Below are 15,970 nucleotides of genomic sequence, written 5' to 3' on the forward strand. Positions count from 1 at the left end.
CACGCCGAGATGCAGCCTCAGGAAGAGTCGTTCGCCTGGTTCGGCTGGCAGAAGTCCATCGCCCTATTAGGGCTGGAGGAGCTCAAGCCGCTCGTCGCTGCTGCGTTCGAGCGCGGTTTCATCGACCCGACCGTGACCGACTACCGCCAGTTCCTCGACGACCTGCGGCTGGCCCAGACCAGTGAGGACATCGTCACCCTTCTCGCGGATCGACACATCGCGCCGCTCGAGAATGCGATCGAAGAGCTGTCCAAGTGGCATGCTTTCTCCGAGGAGCGCAAGCGCGAGAACGCGCTGCATGCCGGCCGGACCGCGTTCCCCCTGGCCTGGGATATGCCGCAGCCGGTAACGAACCCACTCCGCGGAGTCGGCCGCAACGATTCGTGCCCTTGCGGGAGCGGCAAGAAGTTCAAGAAGTGCTGTCTGCACTGAGCGGTGGACCGTCGGGCGGTCCTCGCCGCGCTGCGGGCGTTTACGAGGTCTCCGCTCGCATCATGCAGGAGCTGCAGCGCGCACGCTCAGCGGTCAGCCTTGCGACTTCTTGGCCGCGTCCGGGTTCGAGCCGGCGTCCTCGTCAAGGTCCTCAACAATCTCCTTCAGCGCCGACTCGTCCAGCTTCTTGGCTTTTTCGATCAGTTGGTCAGCCTCGGCCTCCTGTCCCTCTGCTAGCTTGCCGAGTGCCGCTTCCCCGAGGTCCCTAGCTTTCTCGTGCCGGTCGTCGTCGGACGGTGCCGGGTCTTTGCCTTGCTTCGCCATGATGCACTCCGAATAGGACTCCGCCAGAACTGGTATCCAATCATCCGGTTCCGACTGACGCTGTTTGAGCCTGCCCCACCCGCTAGCCGAGCACGATGTCGCGGCCAGCACGCAGCGCGTCGGCTTCGATCCGGTCGGCAGGTTCCAGCCGCAGCAGAACCGCCTCGCGCTGGCGCGGCTCGCGTAAGACCTACGCCCGGAATCCGAAGTTTTACAACGGCACCTTCTGCGTAGGTTGACCGGACCGACCGAATGAAAGGAGAAGCTGAGCAACGCCGCCTGCCACTCAAAGCGGCGAGAATGTAAGCTCAATCGCTCTCAAATTGAAAATGTTGGCGTCAATCAAGATGATAGACATGTTTCGAGCCGGAGCAATTACCTCCTCAATGATCTGGAAATGCTTGTCCGAGGAGGCGTTTGCGTCGGCAGGTTGGGCAATCCGTTTGTTTTTGATGTCGAGCTTAGATAGCGGGCCAGCAAGATAATCTGGAATGCGGACAAGTTCATCGAACCAGCCGCTCTTCTTTGACGGTCCGCCAGTTGCGTCCGCAACGCTGAGCATATCCGGGAAGCGAACCCCATTTTCCTGACACAGCCACCCGACATGCGCCTGCCAGAGCGCGCCAGCGAGGTCGAGTGAGTAATCTGCTACCTCGCCACGGTCCGGCATCCATATCACGTCGGCTTTGGCGCCGGACGAGAGCAGCAGGAATGTGACGACTGCTGCAAATACACTAGCAAGCTGGACATTATTCAGCCGGTCCACCCTAAAGCTTTTGGCACCAGCTTCCGCACGCAGTTCTTTCAGCCGCTCCAACGTGTGGAGCCCGGCTGGTGAGCTAGCGTTTGCAAGTCGGTCGATAGTCGCGTCGATCCCACTTTTCAAAACATCAAGAGCTGCTTTCCGATTGGCCGCTGAGCCAACTGAGCTCCGGCGCTTGTCTGTAAGGAAGCAGAAGTGGAAGCGGTCATCGGACCGGAGATAAGCGAGCATAGGTTCGCTCACCCGCCGAATCGTCTTGAGGTCCCTTGTTGCCACACGCCGGACATTCTCCAACAGTTCATCGAAGCTGTCCTGCAAACGGAAAACGGTAAAGGCGAACACATCCTGGTAGCGGGTTGGATCGCTCAAGGCGAAGTCAGCGGCTATGATCCATTTCCGTGCCGGTGCTATTCGCACAAACTCTCCGAAGCGGGGTTCAATGCCGGTGCGGAGAGCTTGAGTTACAGCGCCGGATACGTCCACGAAGTTATAGAGTAGGCTGCTAGCCACCATCTCTAGTCACCGTCTCGCCCGCTGAGCGAACCTTTTTCAAATCGAGGAGCCCTTTAGCGCCCCAGCCCTTCACGTCAGGCGGCACCTCCGGCCGAAAATGCTCATAGAGGCGGAAGCCGACCCGGTTCAGCTCCTCTGGCTCGAACTTCGCGGCCAACGCCTCCATGGCCTTCCTGACCTCGGCCAGGTGGTCGCCGAACGCTTTAGCGATGTAGGCCTCGACCTGCTTCGCGGGCGCGGGCTTCCCGCTGCCATCGTCAGCGAGCACCACGCCGTCCTTGTCGTGGGTGAGCCGGATCTTCCGGCCGAGCAGCTCGGCTGTGTCCGGCTTCCTGGCCGGCGACGCATCGTGCCGCTCCTTTGCCTGGTCGCTCTCCTCAGCGATGCCGAGCCGCTGGGCCTTGGCCCGCGCTGCGGTGCCCGCCACGGCCTTCCCCAGGCTGAGCGCAGTCTCCGGAGGATGCCCGAGACGCTCAGCCACCACGGCGGCCCAGAGGGTCAGGACGGGGGCTCGGTTCACCTTGATGGAGGCGGAGCTGGTCATTTGGAGAGCTTACACCATGGATCCGCCAATCGTAGATCCTGCCAGGCAGCTCAATCACCATCATCCAGCAAGCCGCAAGACAGGCACTGTGCGCCATTCCAGGGGCCGGGGGAGCCGCAATGCCCACAATAGAAACTGTGGTGAACGTCTGGCCCTGCTGCCGTGAAACCGAAGCCTCGCGGCGTTTGCACCAACTGGATGCCTCCGTTCGTGTAGAGCACCTTGAAAAACGGTGCGACGAAGAACTCGGCTCTGGGGATGGTGGTGAGCATTTCGATGACGCCGTCGCGTGTCTGAGCGAGGAGGGCGCGCGCCGCCTCAGGCATGGCTCGCGCGAAGGCGATGACAAGCGGCTTGAGCACGGCAAAGTCGAACTCGTTGGAAGAGGTCGCGCGCTCGACGACAGCAAGCGCCTTCCCCAGCTCCTGATTTCGTAGCGTCTCGACCTCAGCCCGCCGAGCCTCGTCTGCCTTGCCCATTGCCTTGCCAAGCACGACCTGAATGATCGGAGTTGGGGCAAAGACTGTCGCCCGCTTGAGGTTATTGCAGGGCGGGCACGAGGGCATCCAGTTTTCATACGAATTCAAATCGAACCCGGCGGGCAGACCGAAGCAGCGCAGCGTCTCTCCCAGCCGCGCAGGATCATCCAGCAGGGATTCGGGAAGAATATGGTCGACCTGCATCGATTTCAGGTCGATTGGCTTGCTGCACAGGTAGCAGCGTGCGCCATGCACACTGTAAACTGCCCACCGCTGCGCAGCCGAGAATGTGTACTTCGCCATTTTGGCCCCAGGGTAGTGCAGTAACGTCCCGTGACGGGGCGATATAGCTGGCGCCGGCACGTAGGGGTAGCGCCTCCGATCTAGTGGCGCATGCCGGCGTCCAGGCGGTGCGGATCTCGCGTTACAACGACCAGCGCTGCGGCTCGAGATGCTCCGGCAGGTAGAGCGGATGCCACGGACATTCGTCCCCGGACAGCCTCAGGACATGAGGCGGGCACAGCTCGGCCAGCCGCGCCTGATCCGTTGCCCGGTAGGCGAAGGTGTTGCCGACCAGGAGCCCGCCATACCCACACTTCCGGGCGAAGCGGCCGCACTTCGCCACCGTCGGATCGTCCACCAGCGGATCGGCCGTCGAGGGGTTCATCATCACGAAGAGGACCAGCGGGCCCGGTCCCCAGACGCGGCGGAGCTGGTATCGATACTCCTGCAACTCGCCGCCGAAGACGGCTGAGCCGGTCACTCCAGCGGGAAGCTTCAGGCGGACCAGGCGGCCCGGATCGCGGACTGTGGTGGGGAACAGATCGAGCATCTCTGTCATCGGGCGCATTCGCGCGTCGAGCTGCCGACCCGATCCTGCCATCCTCCGCGCGGGGCCTCGCGCACCGCGTCGAACACCCGGCTGGCCAGCGCCTCCCGCCCATGCACCTCGCGCCAGTCTTGCCAGTCGGACAGACGCAGCTCATCCGGCCCGAATTCCGGCAGCAGCAGCGCCGCTCCGATGGCATCGGCCGCCTCATGCGCCTTCTCGGCTCCAGGTAGCGGCCGAAGGCGTCGCACTGCCAGATATCCAGCACCGCGCCTGACACGGGTTCGCCCCGCGCGTCCGACACGCGGCCGTGCAGGTGCGTCACCACGCCCTGCGCCCGCGCCTCCTCACCCGACACCTGCACCAGGTCGGCGTCCGCGTCGCCCGACCAGTCCACGGGGTAGAAGGGCCCCGCCGCCTGCCGTGGGGTAGGCAGGAGCGAGGTGGTCTGGGCCAGCCCCACCCTGCCCGGGATCAGCGGCCCGACCGCCGTGGCGGCAAGCCCCGAGACCACGAGACGGCGACCGAATAGGGACGGCGTGATGGGCGGCGGCATGGCGGCCTCCGTTGGCTGAGTGGTGGGGGATATGGTCGTCGTGTCTATGCGCCGCGAGGCCGGGCGCGCCGGTCAGGCTTCGAGGGCGAAGTCAGCGACCCGAAGCCCATGCCAGTACGCCCGGCCCAGGTAGAGGCCGGGCCGGAGCAGCCGCAGCTCGTCGCGGACGCTGCGTGCGACCAGGGACGTCCGCGCGTAGTCGAGGATGATACACTCGCGCCCATCCAGCATGCTCGCCTCCTCGCAGACCTCGGCCGTGACGGCGCGAACCCCGAAGGGTAGCACCCGATTGATCACCCGCCGCGTCCCAGCGTTGAAGACCTTACCGCGCCACGCTAGGCGCCCAACCATCGCCGCGAGGCCGCGCATGGGCACGGCCTCCAGCGGGAGGATGAGCGTCCCGCGGTACTCGCCATCCGGCATCGGTCCGGCCTTGGCACCAGCGAAGAGTTCGTCCAGCTCGGCCCGCGGCAGGCGGAGGAGCTGCCGGGCGCTGTAGGGCGATGCGTTCCGTGTTTCCCGTACGGTGGTCACGTCCTCACCCCGATGCCGGGCCGGCGACGGTTGAATGCCGGCCCAGGAGCAAAACGCGCGGCCACATGCTTCGGAGCCGAGGCGTATTGCCGCCTCCGCCCAGGCATGCTGGCAGAGCAGGTATCAGGCCAAGGCTATTGGAGGGCGCGGTGATCGAGATCGGGATGGGCAGCGTACAGGTGGGCGAATGCGACGTGATGGGACACATGAACGTCCGACACTACGTCTCGCGCGCCCTCGAGGCCATGGATTGGCTCGGGCTCGAACTCGGCCTGGGCCCCGCATATGCACGGGAGCACGGCGCCGGGCTGGTCCCGGCCGACCAGCACATCCGCTTTGTCCGCGAGCTCCCAGCTGGCACCCCGTTCTCAATCCATGGCGGGGTCGTCCACCGCCGTGGCGAGACCCTCAGGCTCTACCAAGAGATCCGGAACGTGACCGCTGGCGCTGTGGCGGCGACGATCGTAACTGATGCGGCGCTGGCCGATACGAAAACCGGGGCCCCTCGCCCCCTGCCCTCCGGCATCGCCGATGCGGCGGCACCTCTCGCGGGCGCAGTGCCGGACTACGCTGCGCCGCGCGGCCTTTCCTTCGATCCTCCGCGCGCGCCATTGACCTTGGAGCGCGCGACGGAACTCGGCATGGGCCAGGCCTACAAGGGTGCGGTCCAGGCCACGGAATGCAACGAGCGCGGCCTGATGCGCGCCGATGGCGTTATCGCCCGCATCTGGGACGGCGTGCCGAACTCACCGGCGCGCGGCGTCCGTCGGGAAGGCCAGCCCAGCGGCAAGGTCGGCAGCGCGGCGCTCGAATATCGTCTGGTCTACCACCGCCCAGTCCGGGCCGGCGACCTGCTCACGGTCCGCAGCGGCCTCAAGGCCGTAGGGAGCAAGACCACGACCTGGGCGCACTGGCTCTTCGACGGTGAGAGCGGCGCGGCGGTCGCTGCGGCCGAGGCCGTTGGGGTCTCCTTCGATCTGGCGATGCGAAAGGCGATTGGCATGGGAGAGGAAGTGCGCCGCGCTATGGAGGAGCTCGTCGTGCCCGGCCTCTCCGTTTGAAGGCACCGCGGACCTGAGCCAGCCTGCCGCCTCATTGCGGGAGGAAGCCGCGCTCACCCTCGGGCGAAGACCTCGGAGCGGCGCCGGGAGAAGTCGTGCCCGAGGACGAGCTCCGCGATGGCCGAGGCGATCTTTGCCCCACCGCGGGCGCTGGGTTCGATCGGATTGGCGTAGTCCGCGTCGTCACTGCAGATCAGGCGCAGGTCGACTAGCGGCAGGCCGCGCCCGAATGCCTCACGGGTGATGATGTCGTTGAACAAGGACAGTGCCGCGACCGCCACCTGCTGCCGGGTTGGGTCCGGGAAGCGCGGGTCGTAGATCGTGCAGACCGCGGCCGGCAAGCCCCGGCCGAGCACGGCATCGAGCATGGCCCGGTAGTCGCGCGCGAACCCACCGCGCACCTCGGCGAGCCTGAGCAGGGCCTCCGCCACCGACCGCACCCGCAGATCAAGGACATCCTGCCGACGGAGGGCGTCGTTGCCCCCGACGCTGACGACCAGGTGCGTGGTGTCGGGTGGCAGACGTGCGAGCTGTCCAACCACGCTGCCGGTCACCGCGCCGTCCACAGCGGCCAGCGTTGCGCGCCAGCCGGCGGACAGGCGCTCTCGCAGTTGCCGGACGACGTCCGGCTCGCTGGGCCTGACATAGGCGCCGTTGTCGAACACCGAGTCCCCGAGCAGGAATATATGTCCCATGCTTGCTCCTGTTGGATACCGGGATGAAAGCGCCAACCGCATCGACCGCGGCCAAGACGAGAACGTGGCGCCGCTCTCCAGGGCTGCGATCACTGGTCCCGGACGCATGTCCTACCCCTGCGTGTGTCCTATCTGCCGCGTGTCAGGTGGGCCTCGCAGCCAACCTTTTCCTCGTTACTGGCCGCCCTCCTCAACGTCGGTGCCTTCGAATGGCTCATGGTCGTAGAGGTAAAGGCTGACGTGGCCGGTGTAACCGCCAGCCCAAGCCAGCACCTCCGGCAGCGGCGCGGGCCCGAACCCGCCGCAGGCGACCTCCGCATCCCAGGGTGCGCCATCGGCGCAGCAGTCCGCGGCCGTCGGCTCCACGACGCCCCAGACCCGCCGCCACCTGCCTTTCTCGCGGCGACTGTCAGCGATGCTGGTGATCACCCCGCGCTCCGCTTGCCTCTGGGCGCATGGCGCACCCGGTGGCGTCCGCTTTAACATCGTTGCCCGCGAGGGCAACCGATCCCTGGAGCCACCGGACCATGCCGGAGCAGCCAGCAGCTGCCGTCCCGGACTACCCTGCACGGGCCGCAAAGGGCAGCCGGCGCTCATCCGGCTACCACGCGCGCTACCCGCACGCGCTGCACCCCTACACGGGCTTGGCAGGGCCCGTATGGGGCATGCCCCAGAGCGCCCCTGTGCGGGCCGTGCAGGGTGCAGTGCCGTTCAGCGCACTCGCGTAGCCCTCGTGCCCGGTGATCCCCTGCGGGGACATCGGAGGGCGGGTGTAACGCTGGACCCAGCGTGCTGCTGGGTAGCGATCCCGGCGCAGCGGGCGGTCGGAAGAAAAGGTGAGCGCGGTCCCGCCTTTTCGGTTGGCCTTTTGGACGACGGATGTAGAGCGATTGGCACGGAAGCAGAACAGGAGCCCCGGAATGTCCGTGCTCAAGACCCTCAAGCTGGGCAAGGCTGCGCCCATCGCTGCCCCCGCCGACGCCAAGGGCCGTGCCCGCGCCAAGGTGATCGCACACTTGGAGCAGCAAAAGCAGTTGCTCGCCGCGCATCCGGACGGCAAGGCGCTCGACGCGACGCGGCCGGTCTACAAGACCAATGAGGCCGGCGAGCGCGTGCGGGTGATGCAGCCGGTGCATGTCCGGCGCGACTGGTTCGAAGACACCGCTGGCACGGTCCACTTCGCCATCCGGTACGGTTCGAAGCCTCTGCCGCTCGACCGCGCTGGCAATGTCTCTGTCGAGGTGGGTGATCTGAGTGTGCTGCCTGGCGTGATTGACGCTCTGCTGGCGGCGGTGCGGGCCGGAGAGCTCGACCAGCAGCTCGCCACGGCGGCGCAGGAGCGCAGCAAGGCGTTCAAGCGCCGAAGTGGCGCGACGAAGGCGGCCTGACGACCAGCTCCCCTCTCGCAACGGGGCCGGCCAGCAATGGTCGGCTGCCTTGATTGCTAGCAAGGAGACAATCGCATGGACGTGTTTGTGGCAGTCGTACGCTTGCCGAACGGGCTGGCGCAGCGCGTGACCATCCAGTCCGGTGACAGTGGCAAGGCGCGAGCGATGCTGGAAGCACAGTACGGGCGCGGCTGCGTGCTGACGCTCGACCGGCCACAGAAGTGGTGAAGGGATTCGGACGGACGCCTGATCGCTTCGGCAATAGAGCATCGCCGGCTCCTGAAGCTGGCCTACTCGGCGGGCATCTGCATCGTGGAGCAGCACGTTTACGGCCGGGACGGCGCCGGACGGGAGCTTCTGCGCTGCTACCAGCTTGCCGGCGAGAGCACCTCGCGGCACCGTGCCGGCTGGCAGCTACTTCGGGCCGGGGACATCCCGTCTGTCGAGGTGGTGGATATCCGATTCCTGCTACGGGCGGACTACAAGCCGGGCGACCGTGCCATCCGGGAGGTCTTTCCGTGAGGCGCTGAAGCCCGCCAACGCGACGCAGGCATTGTTCACCCGGTTGGACAAAACACCGTGCGCTATCCACGGCAGCCAGAGGCGGGCGCTTCAGCCGACAGCCGCCTCGAAGCACAGCGCAGAGATGACACGCTGCCCTGTGTTCAAAGGCAGCACGCGGTGCGGGACGAGCCCGCCTAGCAGAATGATCGTCGATCCCGCCGCCGCTTTGACGACCTCCTCTCCGGCTTGCGGCGACCGCCGTAGCACCGACAGCGGCACGCCGACGTTGCCGCGCTGCACGACGAGCGCGCCGCCGTGGTCGGGTGACGAGTCGGCGAGCACGCTGATTACGGTGACGTCGCAGGTGACGATGTCCAGGTGCAGGCCGAGGTAATCGTCGCGCGAGACGTAGTAGCTGTAGCTGCCGCGCGAGCCGCTTGGCCGGACAGACCCACCACACACACGGCCCAGGAACTCCAGCAAGGAGGCCGAGCGGTATAGCGCGTCCTGGGCTGGGCCACCCGAGGCGGTCGAGAGTTGTCGGGGCGGCACGCCGCCGCGCCAGTCGCAGTTGTCGCTTGTAACGGCGTCGCAGACCTGCCTGTCAGCGACGGCGTACTGCGCCTGTGCCTCGACGGACAACGCGGCCATCGTCTGGTGATCCGTGATGCCGTCAACCACGGCGACTCCTCCCGCGCGGAACAGCGGGCCTTGCAGCAGCCAAGGCACGTGCGAAGCCACCGCAGCGCTATGTTCCGTTCCCGACGCAGCGATCACTCGTCGGCTTTTGACTGTTGCTTGCTCGACGCTCACGGATTGGCTCTGGGCTGATGGTCAATCGAAACCGCCACTTCCAACGCGATCTGTGAGATCAACTGTCGGCTGCGCTGCGGCAGGCTCTCCAGGGGGATCTCTGTGGGATCTATTGATCGTCCCGATCGCTGCGAGCTCCGGACGCTGTAAGTCTGGTCTGTAAGCAGCACCAACTCGATGCCGAAGTAGCGCTCGAAGAGTTCTTTCGGGCCCGAGATCCCGATCGTGACCCCGGGCTTGCCGAGGATGTCGAAACCGGCGCGCAGGAAGTCGTTGGCGACTGCCTCGACAGCCTGTGGCGCGGGTGCAAGCCGCGCCACGTTCTCAGCCGAAATCGGCACATCGATGCCTGGCCGTTCGCCACGCGCCGAACGGAGAAGCGCCCGTGCCACCACCAGCGGCGCCTCGCCCGTCATAGCGGCGGATCGTTCGAGTCTAGCAGCATCTGCTCGATGGCCTCGACGTCTTCAGGCGTTATGGGCATGCCTCCGCCTTGCGGCAGCGGGCCCGGCCCCGGTCCGGGCCCTGGGCCTGGACCCGGACCAAGCGGCGGCAGGAACGGCACCAGAGGGGTCACTGGCAGGCGCGGCGGCAGGAACGGCACTACCGGGGTCAACGGCACACGTGGTGGGAGGAACGGGATCAGCGGCGTCACCGGTACTTGAGGCGACACGAATGGGAGCGTCGGAACAACGGGCGCCAGCGGCGGCAGCGTGCAACGCAGCTTGGCCAGGAGCACGGCCCGATGCGCATCGACCATGCCGGCACCGGTGGCGTCGTCAGCGCCGACGCCGGCCGGGCTGCCGGCGGGCAGTCCGGGGAGGGGCGAGCTCGATCCGACCGTCACGTCGCGCGCGGTGCGCATCAGGATGTCCTTCACCTGCGCCGGCGTCAGCCGCGGACAGGCCTGCTTGATGAGCGCACACACGCCGGCAACCTGAGGGCACGATGCAGAGGTGCCCGAGAAGCCGGCCCAACCGTCGTTGTTGGCCGTCTCGTCCCCATTGGGGTGTGCGCCGCCGGCATTGCCGACCTCGATAGACGCGCCCGCGGACAGCGGCAGCATGATGTAGATCGCCTTGGGACGCATGCCGACAAGCCCGCTCACGTCGGGCACGCGGCGGCTCGCGTACACGTTCGACATGAAGCCGCTGGCGTAGTCAGAGGCGCGCATCGATCCATCGCGGTCCATGAACACGCCGCCGACCGCGATGACCTCGGGCATCTGCGCCGGAAAGCCCCACCCGCCGTTGCTCGCCGAGAAGCACACGATGATGCCGGCGTTGACGGCGCTGGCAACCTCGGCCGCCAGCGCGTTGGCCGCCGCGTCCAGCGGGCCGTTCTGGATGTTGCGCGACCAGCTGCACGAGATAACCGTCGGATTGAGGGCCGCCGCCGCCGCGAAGGCCGCGGTCGTGTTGACAAGGCTGCCCGAGGCGTTTGCGCACTTGACCGGCAGCAGCGTGATGTCCGGCGCTGTCGCGAAAATGTTGGCTGATTCGCCCGTGCCATGACCGACGGAATCGATATGGCCATCGACGGTCCCGGGGCCGAGCACCGTCGGCTGTACACGGTAGCCGCGGTCGGTGAAGAAGGGGTGCACTGCCTGCCCGGTGTCGATCATCGCGATACGGATGCCGAGGCCGGTGACCCCGGAGCGGTGGGCACGGTCGGCGTTGCAGCCGAGGGAGACGTCGGCTGGCACGTCGAGGTGCCAGTAGCGCACCGGAGGCGGAAACGCCGCCGGTGCCTGCAACGCGTAGGGCTGTTCGATTGCGACCCCTTCGAGCAAGTCGGCAAGGGACGAGCCGGCCGTATCGACAAGGCCGAAGAGAGGCGTGTCAGGGACGTCGATGCAGGTCGTAGTCCCAGCCTCACCGCCGCTCCTGATCGCTTCGCGTTCGACCGACACCAGCTGCGTCGAGAACGCGCGTTCGAACGTCTCGCGCGAGCCCGCGATGTTGATCGAGCGTCTGGTCGCCTGGAGCACCTCGAAGCCTGCGTCCTGCAGCCTGGTGATCGACCGCCTCACGAGGTCTTCGTCCGACGTGAAGGCCTCGACGTTGGACGCATCGATTGCTAGCCCAGGCGTGAACATCGACATGCCGCCCAGGGAATGTGGTGACGCGATGGCGAAGATCCTGTCCGGCCAGCCCGCGGCCCCCTTGCTTGCAGCCCGATCTTTGGCTGGTGATGTCTCCGCTACGGGCGTGCCCGTGGCTGATGCCGTGCCGCGCCTCTTTTTAGTAACCATGTGCCTCTCCCATCTCGAGGTTGGCCGCGGGCTGGACCCTAAGGCCGTGAGGAGTCGGGTGCCCGAGAGCGCGTGTTGCAGACGAGGGATGGCGCGCGAGCCACTCGAGAACGCGCTCGAGATTGTGCGAGTAGTAGTGGCACAGTGCCCACGGCGCTTGATGGCATGGCGTGGAAAGCATTTCGCCATTCTGCGCGACGTCTTGCGTCGAGAAGTCGGCGTACGTCAGCCCGGGTACGGAGCCCAGCGCCAGCCACCAGGCGATTTCATCGACAATCCAACCATTGTTCGAGGGGAAGGGCAGGGCTCGCTGCCGGGCGCTGTCGGATGTGTGTCGCCTCACGTCGACCATCCAGGCAAACGAGGCGCCGCCGGCCACATCGACATTCGGAAATCCGGGCATCGTCAGGCCCGTCATGAGGCGCCACGCGTCGTCGAGAAAGGTCGGCATGATGGCGGCAAGGCGGGCGACGACACCATGGTTGTAGAGCACGACGCCGAGGTTGGTGGGCGGCACGACGGAGCGCCCGAGGTGGCCGGCCACTTGCTCGAGCAAGGCCTCGTCAATGAAGTTGCGGTCGGCTCCGTGCAGACTGCGACTGCTGTAAACCTCTTCGCGCGCGACCACGTCCGGACCCGCGTATCGCTCAAAGATCAACTCGACATCGGAAAAGAAGATCGTATCGAGATCGCAGCACAGCACCTGTTGCGCACCCGCCGCGGCCAGCTCGGCGAAATTGAGGCCCTTATGGAGCAACGGGTAACGCACCATGGCTTCGCCGCCATGCGGGAGAAGCGCCGACAGCCGCTCGCGATACGGGCCCTGATAGTGCACCATGACGCCGAAACGGCTGCACAACTCGGCGATCTCGGGCGCCAGCGGACCATAGATGAAGAGGACGACCGGAATGCTCGGGTTCGATGCCCGCAGCGACGAGAGGCTGATCTCGAACTGACGCTCGTGCTCATAGCGGCGAGCCTCGTCGCAAACGAGAGAGTAGCTTACGAGCCTCGCCAAACCCGGGGACGTGGCGCGCGGTGCGCAACCGCAGCCGACTTCGTGAGGAACGAGCTCCCTCGCAACCATGCCCTCCTTCCTCCTGTTGCGTGAACGGATCGGAAATCGGCCTACAGTCGCCAGATGGCCGGCCGCCCGGCCGCGAGATAATCACCGTATTGGTGATCCCACCGTTCGTCGAGTGAAATCCGCAGCGTGACGGTGCACGCTTCGGGTTGAACTATCGTTGGTCGCTGTCGCGGCGGAACTTGTGGCGTCAGGTGAGATCTGGACGCGGTTATCCAGCCCACGGTCTGCTCGACCGGTACCGATCGCCCGCTCAACATCCGCGCCGGCGGCTGTAGGACGGCTGTAGAGCGATCAGCACGGAAGCAGAACAGGAGCCACCGATGTCGGTACTGAAGACGTTGAAGCTGGGCAAGGCGGCCCCTGGGGCTGGCGCAACTGACGTTAAGGGTCGGGCTAGGGCGAAGACTATTGCCCATCTGGAGCGTCAGCGGCAGCTGCTAGCGGCCTACAAGGAAGGGAAGGCGCTCGAGGCGACGCGCCCTGTCTACAAGACGAACGAGGCCGGCGAGCGCGTGCGGGTGATGCAGCCGGTGCATGTGCGGCGCGACTGGTTCGAGGATGCGGCCGGCGTAGTTCACTTCATGATCCGGTACGGCGCCAAGCCTCTGCCGCTCGATAAGACAGCGGGCAGCGTCAGCGTTGACGTTGGCACGCTCGACGCTCTGCCCGGCGTCATCGACACACTCCTTACCGCGGTGCGCGCTGGGGAGCTGGACGCGCAGCTGGCGGCAGCGGCGCAGGAGCGCAGCAAGGCGTTCAAGCGACGTGCAAGCGCGACGAAAGCCGCTTGACGACCGGGTCCGACCATCGCAGCGGGGCGGGCCAGCGATGGCCGGCATTCGGGCGGCCGGGGGTAGCTGGCGCAGTAGAGATCCACCATGGCCTGCATCAGCCGGATCACCTCGCGCAGGCTGGGGGCGTTCTCCCAACGCGACATGGTCGGCTGCGAGCAGAGGTCCCGGCCCGTGTCGGGCAAGCGACCGCAGGCCAGCTTGACGCCGGGATCCCGACGCAGGTGGTCGAGGTCGTCGGCATCCTCGTAGCCACAGGCGATCGCCAGGATCCGCGCCCGCAGGATGTCGGCCAACGGATGGACCACCCGCGACGGGTCGCGTGGGTCGGAGATCAGCGCCGCCAGCCGGTCGCAGAGACCGAGCTGGCGCTCGGCCGCGGCCAGCAGCAGCACGCCGCCATCCGAGGTCAGCCGACCGTCATCGAAGGCGGCGGCCACCTTCTTGCGGCCGATCGCTGGAAAGCCAAAGGGCTCGATCGTATTGTCATCCATGGTGGGTGTGGTGCGGCCTGACGGTGCAGCGGGTTGGTCTCGACACCCAAGTTCGTAAACGCCATCAGCAACTTACGCCACGCCCGCCAGCCTCTCCGCAGACCCGTGGTCAATAAGAACGGTTAATTGGTGTTGATCTGGCTGGTTGACACGGCAGCTTTCAAGTCTTCGGATGCGAGCAGACTCACTGGGGGTCAAGCTATGTCAGCGGATTCGGAAAAGGCGCAAGAGATCGCTTACCAGGTCGCCGCCGACCTCTACATGAACGAGAACTCCTTGGTTTGGTCCAGATTCAACATCATGGTGGCAGTGAACGCACTAATTGTTGCGGGCGCTCAGGTCGTTGCTCAGGCCGCAGAGAAACATAATCTAATCCTTTTAGCATTTTCGCTTCCATTACTTGGAATGATTTTCTGTGGTATCTGGTGGAAGATGATGGCTCGTGGCTTTGACTATCATGACCACTGGCGAGAATGGGCAGAAAGGACAGAGGCAGCAGTCTATGGAAAGGACAGTAGGGGGAAGGTCTGTGCGCCTATAACGTGCGCTACCAAAAGGTTCCGAATGGGTGAGCCCGAAGGCAAACCGCAATGTGAAAGCATACACGAATGCCAGAATTTGCGGAAGCAAGAGCGCGCTGGGCAACGGAGGACCGGGACCGCGCGCCGGCATTCTTATATACTTATTGCACTTTTTTTCGTCCTGTATGTATTTACTTGCGCCCAGCTGGTGATGCATTTTTTCTGTGGAAAGGGTATATATTGTTTAGAGTTGTAGCAACAGTTAGCGATGCCGGGACCGCCCCGGTGAGGAACGAGGATGCCCTGGGACAGGGCATCTACTCGGCATGGGTAATTGATGGTGCAACCGGACTCGGCAAGCGCCGGCTCATGCCGGAGGGACACTCCGATGCGCAATGGCTTGCCGCTGCTTATAGCTCGCGCCTTTCCGCAGCACAGGCGCGAGACAGTATCGAAGACGTTTTCAAGAGGCTGATCGTGGAGGTCCGCGCTGAGTTCAATGCTGGGAAGCGGTGCTCGTGCCCAAAGCCTTTCGAACTGCCGTCCGCAGGCATGGTCTATGTGCGGCTGCGGGATGGTCAGCTCGAGTACGCCCGACTCGGCGACTGCCGCGTCATTATCGCACTCCCTGGCGGCCGGGTGTTCTCGACCGGCGATTCGCTGCTCAACGATCTCGACAGCGCGGTGCTTGGAGTAATGAGCGCGATGCGTCGGCGTACCCCTAGCCTGTTCGAAAAGTATAGCGATCTCCGGGCCGCCGTCGATCCGCTTCTGCAAGCGAACCGGAGCCTGCTTAACACCGAGGGCGGATACTGGGCGCTTGGGATCGATCCGCGTGCCGTCGCGCATATGGAGGTCGGGGCGCTCGATATGTCGGGCGCCGCACCGGTCACTGGCCTGCTTGTATCCGATGGCTTTTACCGTTTAGTGGACACCTTCGGCGTCTATGACGACGCCTCATTGCTCCGGGAGGCGCTTCGGCGCCGCGATCTCGTCGGGATGCTGGCTGAACTGCGTGCGCTCGAGGACAGAGATCCCGAATGCACGAATGCTCCGCGTTTGAAGCCTAAGGATGACGCGACGGCGGTGCTCTTTATAATCGACGACGGTGTTTAGCACAAACCTAGCGCAGCGCGGTTATACCTCTTTTTCTTCAAGGATTCACACTCGCGATCTCCCAACTGAGAAATGGTGGCTCGACGCGTTGAGGCGTCCAGATCTCCGACAGCTCTGCATCGCCATATGCTGGGCTGACCGAGCGCAGCATACCCCTCCCCGCCCCTGTGCGGGTCGTACAGGGGCTCAGCTGCCGCCCCTCACTGTGTGTGCTGCGTCTCATACCAAGCTGCTTATGGATTGACCTGTCGCGCCCATTCGAAGTCTGTCAG

General features: G+C 65.3%; 20 protein-coding genes and 2 pseudogenes. 7 read left to right on the forward strand and 15 right to left on the reverse strand.

The features are described from left to right. A partial coding sequence (locus tag AC5JJ6_RS17905; RefSeq protein ID WP_496043358.1) for an SEC-C metal-binding domain-containing protein occupies nt 1-432 on the forward strand: 432 nt, incomplete at its 5' end. A 93-nt stretch (nt 433-525) separates the two neighbouring features. Here the strand turns inward: AC5JJ6_RS17905 and AC5JJ6_RS17910 are convergent. The 8 genes and pseudogenes from AC5JJ6_RS17910 to AC5JJ6_RS17945 form a co-directional block, all read right to left on the reverse strand. After that, entirely contained in the window at nt 526-756 is a 231-nt protein-coding gene (locus AC5JJ6_RS17910; protein ID WP_496043359.1) for a hypothetical protein, read from the reverse strand. A gap of 286 nt (nt 757-1,042) precedes the next feature. After that, the gene (locus tag AC5JJ6_RS17915) at nt 1,043-2,032 is read right to left on the reverse strand and encodes a hypothetical protein (protein WP_496043360.1); all 990 of its coding nucleotides are present in this window, start codon (nt 2,030-2,032) and stop codon (nt 1,043-1,045) included. After that, entirely contained in the window at nt 2,022-2,576 is a 555-nt protein-coding gene (locus AC5JJ6_RS17920) for a hypothetical protein (RefSeq protein ID WP_496043361.1), read from the reverse strand. The genes AC5JJ6_RS17915 and AC5JJ6_RS17920 overlap by 11 nt, the downstream gene beginning before the upstream one ends. Before the next feature lie 50 nt (nt 2,577-2,626). Further along, entirely contained in the window at nt 2,627-3,358 is a 732-nt protein-coding gene (locus AC5JJ6_RS17925; protein ID WP_496043362.1) for an HNH endonuclease signature motif containing protein, read from the reverse strand. A 121-nt stretch (nt 3,359-3,479) separates the two neighbouring features. Next, nucleotides 3,480-3,905 (reverse strand): DUF1643 domain-containing protein, encoded by a 426-nt coding sequence (locus AC5JJ6_RS17930; RefSeq protein WP_496043363.1) that lies wholly within the window; start codon nt 3,903-3,905, stop codon nt 3,480-3,482. After that, entirely contained in the window at nt 3,893-4,135 is a 243-nt protein-coding gene (locus AC5JJ6_RS17935; RefSeq protein ID WP_496043364.1) for a hypothetical protein, read from the reverse strand. Before AC5JJ6_RS17935 ends, AC5JJ6_RS17930 begins: the two co-directional genes overlap by 13 nt. Then, nucleotides 4,102-4,440, reverse strand: a pseudogene (locus AC5JJ6_RS17940) (dioxygenase family protein); the annotation flags it as partial. The gene AC5JJ6_RS17935 and the pseudogene AC5JJ6_RS17940, both read right to left, overlap by 34 nt. 72 nt (nt 4,441-4,512) lie before the next feature. Beyond that, nucleotides 4,513-4,974, reverse strand: a complete 462-nt coding sequence (locus AC5JJ6_RS17945) for a hypothetical protein (RefSeq protein ID WP_496043365.1) — start codon at nt 4,972-4,974, stop codon at nt 4,513-4,515. Between the two features lie 149 nt (nt 4,975-5,123). Here AC5JJ6_RS17945 and AC5JJ6_RS17950 point away from each other — a divergent pair, with 149 nt between their 5' ends. Then, nucleotides 5,124-6,035, forward strand: a complete 912-nt coding sequence (locus AC5JJ6_RS17950; RefSeq protein ID WP_496043366.1) for a thioesterase family protein — start codon at nt 5,124-5,126, stop codon at nt 6,033-6,035. Nucleotides 6,036-6,088: 53 nt separating this feature from the next. Here the strand turns inward: AC5JJ6_RS17950 and AC5JJ6_RS17955 are convergent, their stop codons facing one another. Continuing rightward, nucleotides 6,089-6,838, reverse strand: a complete 750-nt coding sequence (locus AC5JJ6_RS17955) for an SGNH/GDSL hydrolase family protein (RefSeq protein ID WP_496043367.1) — start codon at nt 6,836-6,838, stop codon at nt 6,089-6,091. A gap of 66 nt (nt 6,839-6,904) precedes the next feature. Beyond that, nucleotides 6,905-7,159: a hypothetical protein gene (locus tag AC5JJ6_RS17960; protein WP_496043368.1), complete on the reverse strand. Its 255-nt coding sequence runs from the start codon at nt 7,157-7,159 to the stop codon at nt 6,905-6,907. A gap of 491 nt (nt 7,160-7,650) precedes the next feature. Here AC5JJ6_RS17960 and AC5JJ6_RS17965 point away from each other — a divergent pair, with 491 nt between their 5' ends. From AC5JJ6_RS17965 to AC5JJ6_RS17975, 3 genes are all read left to right on the forward strand, one after another. After that, the gene (locus tag AC5JJ6_RS17965) at nt 7,651-8,118 is read left to right on the forward strand and encodes a hypothetical protein (protein ID WP_496043369.1); all 468 of its coding nucleotides are present in this window, start codon (nt 7,651-7,653) and stop codon (nt 8,116-8,118) included. 75 nt (nt 8,119-8,193) lie between these two features. Next, on the forward strand, nt 8,194-8,346 hold the full coding sequence (locus AC5JJ6_RS17970; RefSeq protein WP_496043370.1) for a hypothetical protein: 153 nt from the start codon (nt 8,194-8,196) through the stop codon (nt 8,344-8,346). An 84-nt stretch (nt 8,347-8,430) separates the two neighbouring features. Next, nucleotides 8,431-8,640: a hypothetical protein gene (locus AC5JJ6_RS17975; protein ID WP_496043371.1), complete on the forward strand. Its 210-nt coding sequence runs from the start codon at nt 8,431-8,433 to the stop codon at nt 8,638-8,640. A gap of 90 nt (nt 8,641-8,730) precedes the next feature. On the opposite strand, the gene AC5JJ6_RS17980 is transcribed toward AC5JJ6_RS17975, so the two are convergent. The 5 genes and pseudogenes from AC5JJ6_RS17980 to AC5JJ6_RS18000 all read right to left on the reverse strand — a co-directional run. Beyond that, the gene (locus AC5JJ6_RS17980; protein ID WP_496043372.1) at nt 8,731-9,435 is read right to left on the reverse strand and encodes a hypothetical protein; all 705 of its coding nucleotides are present in this window, start codon (nt 9,433-9,435) and stop codon (nt 8,731-8,733) included. Further along, nucleotides 9,432-9,851 carry a hypothetical protein gene (locus AC5JJ6_RS17985; protein WP_496043373.1) on the reverse strand — a complete coding sequence of 140 codons (420 nt, stop codon included), beginning with the start codon at nt 9,849-9,851 and terminating at the stop codon, nt 9,432-9,434. Before AC5JJ6_RS17985 ends, AC5JJ6_RS17980 begins: the two co-directional genes overlap by 4 nt. Beyond that, entirely contained in the window at nt 9,848-11,689 is a 1,842-nt protein-coding gene (locus AC5JJ6_RS17990; protein ID WP_496043374.1) for a S8 family serine peptidase, read from the reverse strand. Before AC5JJ6_RS17990 ends, AC5JJ6_RS17985 begins: the two co-directional genes overlap by 4 nt. Beyond that, a complete protein-coding gene (locus AC5JJ6_RS17995) occupies nt 11,679-12,776 on the reverse strand; it encodes a hypothetical protein (RefSeq protein WP_496043375.1) in 1,098 nt (365 codons plus the stop codon). Before AC5JJ6_RS17995 ends, AC5JJ6_RS17990 begins: the two co-directional genes overlap by 11 nt. Nucleotides 12,777-13,617: 841 nt before the next feature. Beyond that, nucleotides 13,618-14,061 (reverse strand): annotated as a pseudogene (locus tag AC5JJ6_RS18000) (transposase); the annotation flags it as partial. A gap of 201 nt (nt 14,062-14,262) precedes the next feature. Here AC5JJ6_RS18000 and AC5JJ6_RS18005 point away from each other — a divergent pair. Then, on the forward strand, nt 14,263-14,838 hold the full coding sequence (locus AC5JJ6_RS18005) for a RipA family octameric membrane protein (RefSeq protein ID WP_496043377.1): 576 nt from the start codon (nt 14,263-14,265) through the stop codon (nt 14,836-14,838). A gap of 29 nt (nt 14,839-14,867) precedes the next feature. Beyond that, entirely contained in the window at nt 14,868-15,698 is an 831-nt protein-coding gene (locus AC5JJ6_RS18010; protein WP_496043376.1) for a hypothetical protein, read from the forward strand. Nucleotides 15,699-15,970: the final 272 nt, after the last annotated feature.

This window comes from Skermanella sp., assembly GCF_059503625.1.